Consider the following 11,432-nt stretch of genomic DNA (forward strand, 5'->3'; position numbering starts at 1 on the left):
GCAGTTGACGGACCATCGGCATGAGCGAAGGCGTAGTGACGGATGCGAGCCAGCAGAAGGTGTCCGGCAAGGTGGTCTCGATTCCGGTGACGCCTTCGATCGGGAACGAGTCCAAGGCCGGCAGGCCCGGCAGACATTGGCTGATGGCCGGGATCGCAGCGTTGCTCGTTGCCGGGATTGCGTCCGCCACGTGGTGGATGTCCGCCAAACGCAGCGCCGTGCACTATGTGACCGCGCAGGTGACGCGCGGTCCGGTGACCCGGACCGTGGCGGCAACCGGAACGGTCAATCCCGAGCTCACGATCATCGTGGGCTCCTATGTATCGGGCGTGATCCAGGAGATCTATTGCGACTACAATACCAGGGTCAAGAAAGGCGAGGTCTGCGCCAAGATCGATCCGCGGCCGTACGAGACGCTGGTCGCCCAGGCCAAGGCAAATCTCTCGGTCGGAAAAGCCCAGCTTCAGAAGGATCAGGCCAATCTCGCCTATACCAGGATCAACCATGAGCGTAACGCGCAGATGGTGGTGACCCACGCCGTGTCGCAGGACGTGGCCGACCAGGCCAGAAACGCCTACGAGCAGGCCCAGGCGCAAATCGTGTTCGACCAGGGCACCATTCAGCAGCAGGAGGCCGCGCTCGATTCCGCCCAGGTCAATCTCGACTACACCAACATCGTATCGCCGGTCGATGGCACGGTGGTCTCGCGCAGCGTGACCATGGGCCAGACCGTCGCGGCGAGCTTCCAGACGCCGACCCTGTTTCTGATCGCGTCCGATCTCAAGATGATGGAGGTCGATACCAATGTCAGCGAAAGCGACATCGGCGGCCTCAAGGAGGGCAATGCCGCATCGTTCACGGTCGACGCCTTCCCGCAACGCACGTTCAACGGCACGATCAGCCAGCTTCGCCAATCACCGCAGACCGTGCAGAACGTCGTGACGTTCGACGTGGTGGTCAGCGTCGATAATTCGAGTCTGGCGCTGCAGCCGGGCATGACGGCGGCGACGCGGCTGATCATCGACAGCCGCAGCGACGTGATCAGGGTGCCGAGCCAGGCGTTGCGTTATGGCCAGGGTGGGCAAGTGGCGGGCGCCGCGCCGCAGGGCGCGCCGCAGTCGTGGAAACAGCTCTGGCTGCTGCGCGACGGCAAGCCGGTGGCGAGCCCGGTCGAGGCCGGTCTCGACGACGACGCCTTCACCGAGATCGTGGCCGGCGACGTCAAGCCGGGCGATCAGGTCATCCTGGCCGAGCAGCGGCAGGCTTCGGCCGGTACGCTGCCGCCGCCGCGGCTGTGAATCCATCGGCCAAGATGGCGGAATAACAAAGCTGGCGGAACAGGATGGCAGAAGCGGTCATCAGGGTGGAGAATGTGACGCGGACCTATCACGTCGGCGACGTCGACGTGCATGCGTTGCGCGGCAGCAGCCTCACGGTCGATCGCGGCGAATTCGTCGCCATCATGGGATCATCCGGTTCCGGCAAATCGACGCTGATGGCGATCCTGGGCTGCCTCGACCGGCCGTCGACCGGCCATTATTACTTCGAAGGCATCGATGTCGCCGCCCTGTCCGAGCCGGAACTGGCGCGGATCCGCAGCGAACGGCTCGGTTTCGTGTTCCAGAGCTTCAATCTGCTGGCGCGCACCAGCGCGATCGAAAACGTCGCCCTGCCGCTGTTCTATTCGACTTCTGGGCAGGCGAGCCGAAGCGTCCGCGTCGAGCGCGCACGCGCCGCGCTGGCCGTTCTCGGTCTCGGTGATCGCGAGCGCAATACACCCGGCCAGCTGTCCGGCGGTCAGCAGCAGCGCGTTGCCATCGCCCGCGCGCTGATCAATGCGCCGAGCGTGCTGCTGGCCGACGAGCCGACCGGCAATCTCGATACCCGCACCTCGCACGAGATCATGGCAACGCTGCGGACGCTCAATCGCGAGCAGGGCGTCACCATCGTCGTCGTCACCCACGAGCAGGATATCGCCGATTATGCCGACCGTACCGTGACGATGCGCGACGGCAGGATCATCTCGGATCAGCGCACCAGAAAGCCCGTGCCGGGCGGAGCCGCGGCGGCAGCGGGCCCCGCGGCGTCTGCAATGCTGCAGTTTCGTCCCAAGGACACAGACAAGGAAACGGACAAGGAAACAGGCGGGCAGGCAGGTGACGTATCCGTCATGCCGTCGACGGCCCATTGGGCCTTCGCGGTCATGATCATGGCGGCGGCAGCCCAGGCCATCCTGCGCAGCAAGATGCGCTCGGCCCTGACCATGCTCGGCGTCTTCATCGGAGTCGCGGCGCTGATTGCGATGGTGGCGGTCGGGCAGGGCGCCAACGAGGCGGTGCGCAAGCAGATCGAAAGTCTGGGCACGAACCTGGTGGTGATTCTGCCGGGCGCCGTCACGAGCGGCGGCATCCGCGCCGGCTATGGCAGCGCATCGACACTGACGGTCACCGACGTGCAGGCGATCCGGCGCGAGGCCACCGCGGTCGGCACCGTCAGCTATCTGATCCGACAGGCCGGGCAGGTCAAATACGGCAACCAGAACTGGTCGACGAACATCCAGGGCGTCAGCACCAACTACCCGCCGATCACGAACTGGCAAATCCAGACCGGCCAGGGAATTTCGAGTGATGACCAAGGCAAGGCCGCATTGGTGGTGGTGCTGGGCCAGACCGTCTACGCCCAATTGTTCGGTCCCAACGAGAATCCCCTTGGCACCGTGATCCAGGTCAAGGGCGTGCCGCTGCGGGTGATCGGCGTTCTCGCGCCCAAAGGCCAGTCGAGCTACGGAACCGATCAGGACGATCTCGTGATGATTCCCTTCAGCACGGCCGAGCGCAAGGTGATCGGGGTCGCGGCGCCAAGCCAGCAGCAGACGCCGCTGAATTGGGTCTATCCGTCGCCGCCCAATCCCTACAATCTGCAGGCGCGCATCACCGGCTATGTCAACCAGATCTATGTGCAGGCCGTGAACCAGGCCGACGTTGATCTGGCGATCACGCAGTCGACCGATATCCTGGCGCGCCGCCACCATATCCGTCCCGGAGACGTCAATGACTTCTCGGTGCGCAACCTGAGCCAGATCGCCGAGACCGCCGAAGGCTCGAGCCGCGTGATGGCGATCCTGCTGGCGGCCGTTGCATCGATTTCGCTGCTGGTCGGCGGCATCGGCATCATGAACATCCTGCTGGTCTCGGTCACCGAGCGCACCCGCGAGATCGGGCTGCGCATGGCGATCGGCGCCCGGCGCGCGCATGTGCTGTTCCAGTTCCTGGCGGAGGCCGTCTTCCTCAGCGTCAGCGGGGGCGTCGCCGGCATCGTCGCGGGAATCCTGTTCTCGGTCACGATCTCGCTCGTCACCGGATGGCCGGCGCCGATATCGGCGGTGGCGATCGTCGGCGGCTTCGTGTTCTCCGCGGCGACGGGCATCTTCTTCGGGTTCTATCCCGCGCGCAAGGCCGCGCGTCTCGATCCGATCGAGGCGCTGCGCTATGAGTGAGCTCGGGAACGATCTTGATCTTCATCAACCGCGATCCGTGGACGACGGCATAGGGTTTTGTGCGAGGCGCTGCGATGAATGATTGGCGTTTTGACATGTGGATCTTGAACGCAGCGGGCGGCCTTGCCGCCGTTTTGCTCTTGCTGTCGATCGGGAGCGCCGACGCCGCGCCGAGGCGGCTCGATTGCAATCTCACCAATGTCGAGACGAAGACGGGCTCGCAATCCGACTTCGAGCCCGAGAAACGATCGATCTCGATCGTGTTCGACGCGCAGGCCAAGGCGCTCCGCGTCTACCAGGACGGCGGCGCGCTGGCGCTGAGCAATGTGACCACCACGGTCACTTCGATGAACGGCTATGTCGACGGGCTCAGCCTCGGCATCAACTCGGCCGACTGGAACATCGTGTTGCAGACCTACGAGACGGATTCGACGCGCGCCGAATTCGGCGCCTGCAGGATCAGCACCGAGGCATTGCCCTGAGCCGGGCCTCGACCAGCGACTTGCGGAAAAGCGACTCGCGGAAAGATCTCATTGCGGCTGCGAGCCGCGTCCCGACGAAGACATCGCCGCCGGCGGTCAGCCGACGCGCAATTCGCTGACGAACTTGAACTCCCGTCGCATGTCCTCGTCCAGCTTCTGCCCCATGGTGAGCAGGACGTAATAGGCCTGCTTGCAGGACATCGGCTTCTTGTACGAGCGCCTCTCGATCAGCGCGCCGAAAACGTCGGAAATGGTGACAAGGCGGACCAGGTCCGAAATCCGGGCCGCCCGCAGATGATCGGGGTAGCCGGTGCCGTCGAGATATTCGTGGTGGTGAACCACCATGTCGAGCAGGTCTTTGTCGAGTCCCGGCACCGATGCGAGCGCTTCGTGCCCGTACCGCGCATGCTGGCGCAACACCAGCATCTCCTCGGCGTCGAGCGCGCCCGGCTTCTCCAGGATCGGAACTGGAATGCGCGCCTTGCCGATATCGTGAAGCAGCGCCGCCGACGCGAGCCTGGCCTGATCGGCCTCCGACATCCCCAGTTCCCGCGCAAAGGCGGTGACGATTCCAGTCACCAGCAGCGAATGCTGGTAGGTCTGGCTATGATGCTTGCGGACGATGTCGATCCAGGGTTCGACGCCGCTGTCGGCGATGCTTCTGATCAATGTCCGCGAGGCGAAGTCGACCATCTGCAGATCGAGCGCCGCCCCGAGATGCGCCGATAAGAAGATGTTTTCCAGCGCATCGAGGGCCGGCGCGACGTCGGCGAAGCTTCTGAGTTGCGGCGGAGTCTCGTTGTCGGTCAGGCCGTCGAAATCCCCCAGCAGGGTGGTCATGACCTCGCGACCGGCGAGCGGGCGATTGACGACGCCAGACGCGCCGAACGCGGCGGCCTGCGCCTGCGCATGCCGCGACGCCTTGTCGACGGCGAAGATCGTCTTGCCGCGCTTGCAGGGCTTCGCGAGCCATTGTTTGATCCGGGGAATATCGGGGCATCTGAGCACGTCGATGTCGAAGACGACGTCGTCTTGCGGCTCGATCTCTTCGATCTGGTCGAGACCCCTGAACTCGACTGCGAATACGGTTCCGAGCTGCGTCCGGATCGCGTTTGGGCTCGAGGACCGATCGATCACGACGGAGAGTGGGATCATCGGCAGCCCTCGTCGCGCATGGTGCAAACCTGCCATCTTGTGAAGCAGCGTGGCTGCTTTCGCCGCGGTATTGCGGAGCTGCAATTGATGGTTGGATGCGGTTAATCGATGGTTCGCTGCCGGACCCGTGAGAACACGGTTCGCCGTTGGGTTGCATTCGGCCAGCCTCGCGCCGGAGGTGTTCGGCGTCCGTAGAACTACGTGGGGTTGGCTGCTCCGCGATGATCTGGATTCGTGGGCGGTTTCAGCGGCTTGCCGCAAAGATAGCAGGTTGTAGGGCAGGTTTTTTCATCCTGCAGATTTCCGTCCGGAGGACCGGGCGCCGACATCGCTCAGGCGGCGGTGCCTCAACCTTTAATCAACGGTGGCAAGTGAATAGCTTGTGCTGCGCCCGCCTGAGGCGTCCTTCGTCAAGATCTTCCGCGCGAGAAGGTCGCCGATGTCGCGCGATGCGGTATCTTGTGAGCATCTGGCGAGCGCCGCCCATTTGGAGGATGTGAGTTTGCCCTCGAAGCCATCCAGTACACGGTTGAGAACCTTGCGCTGCCGTTCGTTGAAGGTTTCGCCTTCGTGCGATTTCCAGAACCTGGCCTTGAGCAACACCGAGCCCAGAACCGTTTCGGCACCATCGATTGCGCGGCCAAGGCACACCAGAAACCATTCGAGCCAGGAGGTGATATCGAGGTCGCTCTTTTGCGTCGCTTCGAGAATGTCGTAATAGCCGTTTCGCTCCTGCCGGATTTGAGTGGACATGCTATAGAAGCGCTGTGCGCTGTTCTCTGAACGAGCAAGCTGCTGATCCGCGATGGCGCGCGCGATGCGGCCGTTGCCGTCTTCGAATGGGTGAATGGTGACAAACCAGAGATGCGCGACACCGGCTTTAAGGACCGGATCGAGCCCCTTGGCATCGCCATTGAACCATGTGAGGAAGTTCTTCATTTCATGATCGAGATTCGACGCGACAGGTGCCTCGTAATGCACGCGCCGACGGCCCTCCGGGCCAGAGACGACTTGCATCGGACCGGACTGTTCGGAGCGCCAGTTGCCGACAGTGATTTTGTGCATGCCGCTGCGCCCCGTCGGAAACAACGCGGCATGCCAGCCAAATAGGCGCTCCTCGGTGAGCGGCTCATCATATTTCTCGGTCGCGTCGAGAATCATTTCGACCACACCGTCGACGTGACGGTCGGCCGGCGCGAGCGCGCCGATCTCGACACCGAGGCGGCGCGCAAGCGATGAACGCACCTGATCTTTGTTGAGAATTTCGCCTTCGATCTCGCTGGTCTTGACCACTTCTTCGGTCAGCGCCTGCAAAGTCGCCTCGGCGCGCAGCCTGAGGCCAAGCCCTTCCATGCGTCCGATCAGTCGGCCTTGACGATGGCGAACGGAAGCGAGCCTGTCCGCCAGGTTTTGGCTGTTCCAGCGAAACTTGGGCCAATCGGCCAGTTGATGAATGTAAGTGACCATTCTCCGCACCATATGCGGATATTATGGCGTCGAACCTCCGCATATGCAAGGCTAATCTACGCAATTATGCGGAGAATAGCCGCGCCAATCTCCGCACGTCGATGACCGTCTGTTGCAGCGGTGAATGCCGCGCCTCAGGCCGCGACCGGCTGCGGCGGCAGCCTGCCCATCACGAGGGACGCCACGATCGCGCCGACGCAGAGCGCGGCGAGGCAGGCGGCCGGCACCAGCATCGGACCGCCGGTGGAGTGGGTCACCCGGCCGACCCAGGGCATCAGGTTCTGGGCGAAGAAGCCGCCGAGATTGCCGATCGAGTTGATCGCGGCGATGCTGGCCGCCGCTCGCGCGCCCGAGAAGAACTGCGACGGCAGCGACCAGAAGCAGGGATAGAGCAGCGAGATGCAGGGCCCGCCGATCGCGAGCACGATGAAGCGCTGCACCGGATCGGTCAGCACCACGCTGGCGGTAAAGCAGGTCACGCCAATCAGCGTGATGAAGGCTGCCGCCCGGAACACGATGCGATCGTGGCGCAGCAGGCCCGGCAGCAGCACCAGCAGCACCGCGCCGATCGCCCAGGGGATCATGTTCAAGAGCCCGTTCACGGTGGCGCTGACGCCAAAGCTCTTCACCACCGTCGGCAGCCAGTAGGTGACGCCGTAGAGCGAGGTCGACATCAGCATGTAGATCAGCGCGAAGCCGATCACGCGCGGGTCCCACAATGCCGCCCAGGGGCGGCCGTGGATCGTGGCCGTCGACGGCTCGCGGGCATGCGCGCTCGACAATAGCGCGCGGTCGTCGTCGCTGAGGAAGCTCGCCGTTTCCGGCGACGATGGCAGCCACGCCAAGACGGCGAAGGTCAGGAGCACGGCCGGCACGCCGCTGCCGATGAACACCCATTGCCAGCCGGCCAGCCCCAGCGTGCCGTTGAGGTCGAGCAGGGGACCGTTGATCAGGCCGCCGAACATGTTGCCGAGCGTGCTGCCGAGGGTGAAAAAGCCGAGCATGCGGATGCGGTAGGAGCGCGGAAACCAGACGCTGATGTAGAAGATCGCGCCGGGATAGAAGCCGGCCTCCGCGACGCCGAGCAGGAAGCGCAGCACATAGAACATCGCCGCCGACGAGGTGAAGGCCAGCAGCACCGTGACCAGGCCCCAGGTGCAGATGATCCGCGCCAGCCAGATCCGCGCGCCGTAGCGCTGCAGCCCGAGCGCGCTCGGCACCTCGAAGATCAGGTAGCCGATGAAGAACAGCGAGGCGCCGAGACCATAGGCCGCCTCGGTCATCCTGAGGTCGGTCAGCATCTGCAGCTTGGCGAAACCGACGTTCTGGCGATCGATGAAGGACACCAGGAACAGCAGGATCAACAGCGGCATCAGCCGAAAGCCAAGCCGCCGCATCAAAACCTGCTCGCGCGCGATCGTATCCATGCGTCCCTGTCCCGTTGCCATTTTGCTGGCAGGCCGCGCAGGGTCCCGCCAGGAGGCGGGGCAGCGGCGCCCCGAAACGGGACCGACCTTGCCACATCGGCCGCCGCCAGCCAACAGGACGGCCTTGACGGTGACCCGCATGCACGGCCCGAGCGCCATGTCCTCGCTGCGTCGAAAGCGCCGTGATATGAGATCGCTGACACACTGCCTCAGTTCAAGATCTATCCAGGTCACGAACCGGACTGACGCGTGCGCTCGAGCCAGGAGTCTCGGGGGACTTTCGATGTGGCACGCAGCGCAAGTGCCGGAACGCACGCCGGTCGATGCAGGTGTTGAGCGCGGGCGAAGGCAGACACCGGGGCGGCCAACAATAGCCTTCAATCAGCGTTGACATGCAGGCGCAGACCATTGATGGCAGTGCCATTACCCGAGCCCAGTAATGTGGCCACCGGGCCTGGAAAGACATCGCATGAAGCGCCGCCTCGTCGTGCTCGGACTGTTCGCCGCCGTGGTGATTGGCGCGGCCGTCCTGGTCCGGCTCAATTTCTATCATGTTCATGTGCGCTATCGGCTGAGCGTGGACGTGCAGGACGGCGATCAGCTCAGGACCGGGTCGAGCGTCATCGAGCTGCGCTACACCATGCAGCCGGACAGCACCGTCAATCTGGGTGGTCCCGACATCCATCCAAGGCCTCTCGGCTACGCGCCGACCGTCGATCTCGGGGACAAGGGCCTGCTGTTCCTGACGTTCATGGACGCAAGGCGAACGCCGGATCAGGAGCGCGCCTTCGTCAGGCAGCTGTTTTGTCCGCTGGACGAGATCGGATGCCTGCCCTTTGCGGCCTACGACAAGCCCGGCACGATGATTGGGAGGAACTATAGCCAGCAGAAGGCCGCGCTGGAGGATGTGCGTCGCCAGAGCGGGCCGCGCGATGTTGCTTTCACGGTGTTGCCCCAGCTCGTGCGATTCCGCGACATCAATGATCCGCACACGCTGGTGCGGGTCTCGCCCGATGATCTCGCTGCGAATTTCGGGCCGGGCGTCGAGCTCAAGCGCGTCATTCTCGAGCTCACCGACGCGCCGATCACGCCACAACCGCCGATATGGCCGCAATGGCTCAAGCAAAGGGAAAACAGGTATGCCGGCATTCTTTTCCGGATGCCGACGCCCTGATCCAGCGATCGCGCGATTCGAATCATATCCGTCTCCTCCGAACCTCATCCTCAGGACGAGGCCGGAGTGCGCGGAAACGATAGGTTTCACGGAATCGGTCGTGGCAGAGCGTTTCCGAAGTCCTGATCATATGAAACGAAGGAGCAGGACGGGTAGGGCTCTTGCGAAAACCATCAATTCCGCGCGCCGCTCTATCCATCCACCGTGATCGACTTCGTGGAATCGGTCGTCTAGTGACTGCGCCGGTCTTGCGGGGACCAGTGCCTGGCCTTGTTCAGCGTGACTGACGGCAATTCGCCGAATGTGCGCTGATAGTCCCTGGCAAAATGACCGAGGTTGGAAAAGCCGCACTGATAGGCCGCCGCTGTCACCGTTCCGGCCTCGCCCGGCGATGTCAGGATCGCATGCGCGTTCCGGAGCCGAACCGTCTTGATGTAGGATACCGGGGTATAGCCGCGGGCGCGCTTGAACGCATGGAATATCGAGCGCGTGCCGATCTCGGTGATGCGGGACAGGTCCTCCACGGTCAGCGGTAGTCGCCAATGCGCGTCGATATATTCCTCGATGCGCCGAACGTGGGTGTCCGTGATGTCGGCGGGCGGCCGTCGCAGCGCGTCGCTGTAGGAGTGCGGGACGGTCTCGAGGAAGGCCACGACCAGGGCCTGCTCGATCTCCTTGAGCATCAATAGCGGCGGATTCGCCGCGGTCGAAGCCAGCTGCTTCGCTGTGAACGCGATCATGTCCTTGAGGCTCTCGAAATGCGCCTGGTCATCGGGGCGCGCCGGCGAGAACTCGATCGGGCGTCGCGGCCGGGCGCCCAGCAGCGCCGCCAGCTTCCGTTCCAGGGCGGTCTTTTCGATGCGGACGAACAGCACCTTGGTGCCGGCGTCGAAGTCGTGTCGGTTGGCGCGATCGGGCGGCGTCACGCAGGCCTGGGCGGCGCAGGTTTCGGTCGTGCGGCCGCCGATGATGGTGGCGACCTTGCCCGCGATGGCGATATGGAGCCGGGCAAAATTGCATTCGAGAAATTCGATCGATACCGGGGTGCCATAGGCGGTCACGCCCAGCGAGGCCGATTCCAGCTTGGCGTGAAACGACTGGCCCAGAAAGTCGGAGGTGTCGCGCGCCTCGAATTTTTTCGCGCCGTAATGGTTCAATAGCGTGTTTCGCATGATTTCGGGATCGTGCGTGTCGACGAGGAGGAAGCGACTGAGCGATGCGGCCGAAGATTGGATCGGCATTGGATTGATCCGGTGTGCGTCAAGCTGCGTCGCGACCGTAGCAGGTTCTTTTCATCGAAAGGTAGCAATTTGCCGCGCGCTATGTCCGCCAGCGCACGCAGGACGGCGCGGCAAGGCAATGGCGCGGCAAGGCAATGGCGCGGAAAGACTGTCTCGTCCTGGTCCCGCCCTTCGCAAATTGAGTAGCGGTTGCGGTCGGCCGGGTAGCGCAATCGTTCCGATTGCGATGCACAGGCTGCCGAACCGCGAGGTCTCCCGATGCCATCCTTTTCCTTTCGAACCAAGACTGGCGAAACGTCCTGCGCATCGGACGAGTGCGAACTCCCGGACATTGGTGCAGCCTGGTCCGAGATGACGAAGGTCTGCGGCAATCTGATCGGCGATGCCAGTCGCAAGCTGCAACAGAACTCGGATTGGCAAATGGAGCTGCTGGACCGGTCCAACAAGCCGTTATTTCGCATCCGGCTCGTCGCCGAAACCCTGTAGCGCGGCCGCAGCCGGCGCTCTGTTTTTGAAAACATGCCAGATGTCACAGCCCAGGAACTTTGAGCCGGTATCGCGTACGTCCAGCCGTCTTGCGAGCGTTTGATCCATGTCGCGTTCGACGTTTCGATGTCCCAATACCGGTATGAACGTCCAGCAGCCATTGGCCGTCGACCCGGCCGCCGAACCGGGCACCTTTGTCACCGTGACATGCCCGGCCTGCACGCGAGTGCATTTCATCAATCGATCGACCGGCAAGCTGCTCGGCGAGCATAAATCATCATGAGCACTGCGGTCGCCGATATGCTTTGGCGCCGCCTTTGGATCGCACATGGTCCGAAAGCCCCGCGGAGGGTCCCGTCGGCGGGGCATGACGCGGACAGTTGCATCGGCAACGGCTTGCGGCTCCGCGCGCTGGTCGCGAGGCCGAGTCCCGAAGGCGCCACGACGCAGATGAAGTGCTCGGCGCCGCCGTGCTGCGCCACGAAGCTTCGGCTCGTGGTGGTC

General features: G+C 63.5%; 10 protein-coding genes. 5 read left to right on the top strand and 5 right to left on the bottom strand.

The window, feature by feature from the left end; genetic code table 11:
- The first annotated feature begins 20 nt into the window (after positions 1–20).
- The 3 genes from WCB02_RS27345 to WCB02_RS27355 all read left to right on the top strand — a co-directional run bounded on the left by WCB02_RS27345 (position 21) and on the right by WCB02_RS27355 (position 3,978).
- Positions 21–1,298, top strand: coding sequence for an efflux RND transporter periplasmic adaptor subunit (locus WCB02_RS27345; protein WP_423962876.1), 1,278 nt, complete (start codon positions 21–23; stop codon positions 1,296–1,298).
- Between the two features lie 44 nt (positions 1,299–1,342).
- Positions 1,343–3,496, top strand: coding sequence for an ABC transporter permease (locus WCB02_RS27350; RefSeq protein ID WP_423962877.1), 2,154 nt, complete (start codon positions 1,343–1,345; stop codon positions 3,494–3,496).
- 95 nt (positions 3,497–3,591) lie between these two features.
- On the top strand, positions 3,592–3,978 hold the full coding sequence (locus WCB02_RS27355; protein WP_423962878.1) for a hypothetical protein: 387 nt from the start codon (positions 3,592–3,594) through the stop codon (positions 3,976–3,978).
- Between the two features lie 96 nt (positions 3,979–4,074).
- On the opposite strand, the gene WCB02_RS27360 is transcribed toward WCB02_RS27355, so the two are convergent.
- From WCB02_RS27360 to WCB02_RS27370, 3 genes are all read right to left on the bottom strand, one after another.
- Entirely contained in the window at positions 4,075–5,133 is a 1,059-nt protein-coding gene (locus WCB02_RS27360; protein ID WP_423962879.1) for an HD-GYP domain-containing protein, read from the bottom strand.
- A gap of 354 nt (positions 5,134–5,487) precedes the next feature.
- Positions 5,488–6,600: a Fic family protein gene (locus WCB02_RS27365; protein ID WP_423962880.1), complete on the bottom strand. Its 1,113-nt coding sequence runs from the start codon at positions 6,598–6,600 to the stop codon at positions 5,488–5,490.
- A 134-nt stretch (positions 6,601–6,734) separates the two neighbouring features.
- Positions 6,735–8,027 (bottom strand): MFS transporter, encoded by a 1,293-nt coding sequence (locus tag WCB02_RS27370; RefSeq protein ID WP_423962881.1) that lies wholly within the window; start codon positions 8,025–8,027, stop codon positions 6,735–6,737.
- Positions 8,028–8,496: 469 nt separating this feature from the next.
- Between WCB02_RS27370 and WCB02_RS27375 the strand changes: the two genes are divergently transcribed.
- Complete coding sequence (locus tag WCB02_RS27375) at positions 8,497–9,201, top strand: hypothetical protein (protein WP_423962882.1); 705 nt, start codon at positions 8,497–8,499, stop codon at positions 9,199–9,201.
- Positions 9,202–9,431: 230 nt separating this feature from the next.
- Here WCB02_RS27375 and WCB02_RS27380 read toward each other — a convergent pair whose 3' ends face one another.
- Entirely contained in the window at positions 9,432–10,442 is a 1,011-nt protein-coding gene (locus WCB02_RS27380; RefSeq protein ID WP_423962883.1) for an AraC family transcriptional regulator, read from the bottom strand.
- Positions 10,443–10,700: 258 nt separating this feature from the next.
- Here WCB02_RS27380 and WCB02_RS27385 point away from each other — a divergent pair, with 258 nt between their 5' ends.
- On the top strand, positions 10,701–10,928 hold the full coding sequence (locus WCB02_RS27385; RefSeq protein ID WP_423962884.1) for a DUF6894 family protein: 228 nt from the start codon (positions 10,701–10,703) through the stop codon (positions 10,926–10,928).
- Here WCB02_RS27385 and WCB02_RS27390 read toward each other — a convergent pair.
- Complete coding sequence (locus WCB02_RS27390) at positions 10,893–11,258, bottom strand: hypothetical protein (RefSeq protein WP_423962885.1); 366 nt, start codon at positions 11,256–11,258, stop codon at positions 10,893–10,895. The genes WCB02_RS27385 and WCB02_RS27390 overlap by 36 nt on opposite strands.
- Between the last annotated feature and the right edge of the window lie 174 nt (positions 11,259–11,432).

This window comes from Bradyrhizobium sp. (assembly GCF_049581145.1).
GTDB lineage: Bacteria > Pseudomonadota > Alphaproteobacteria > Rhizobiales > Xanthobacteraceae > Bradyrhizobium.

Bases quoted from the DNA above. Each gene is read 5' to 3' on its own strand.
- WCB02_RS27380 (WP_423962883.1), bottom strand. From the start codon at position 10,442: ATGCCGATCCAATCTTCGGCCGCATCGCTCAGTCGCTTCCTCCTCGTC.
- WCB02_RS27360 (WP_423962879.1), bottom strand. From the start codon at position 5,133: ATGATCCCACTCTCCGTCGTGATCGATCGGTCCTCGAGCCCAAACGCG.
- WCB02_RS27390 (WP_423962885.1), bottom strand. From the start codon at position 11,258: ATGTGCGATCCAAAGGCGGCGCCAAAGCATATCGGCGACCGCAGTGCT.
- WCB02_RS27355 (WP_423962878.1), top strand. From the start codon at position 3,592: ATGTGGATCTTGAACGCAGCGGGCGGCCTTGCCGCCGTTTTGCTCTTG.
- WCB02_RS27345 (WP_423962876.1), top strand. From the start codon at position 21: ATGAGCGAAGGCGTAGTGACGGATGCGAGCCAGCAGAAGGTGTCCGGC.
- WCB02_RS27370 (WP_423962881.1), bottom strand. From the start codon at position 8,027: ATGGATACGATCGCGCGCGAGCAGGTTTTGATGCGGCGGCTTGGCTTT.
- WCB02_RS27385 (WP_423962884.1), top strand. From the start codon at position 10,701: ATGCCATCCTTTTCCTTTCGAACCAAGACTGGCGAAACGTCCTGCGCA.
- WCB02_RS27350 (WP_423962877.1), top strand. From the start codon at position 1,343: ATGGCAGAAGCGGTCATCAGGGTGGAGAATGTGACGCGGACCTATCAC.
- WCB02_RS27365 (WP_423962880.1), bottom strand. From the start codon at position 6,600: ATGGTCACTTACATTCATCAACTGGCCGATTGGCCCAAGTTTCGCTGG.
- WCB02_RS27375 (WP_423962882.1), top strand. From the start codon at position 8,497: ATGAAGCGCCGCCTCGTCGTGCTCGGACTGTTCGCCGCCGTGGTGATT.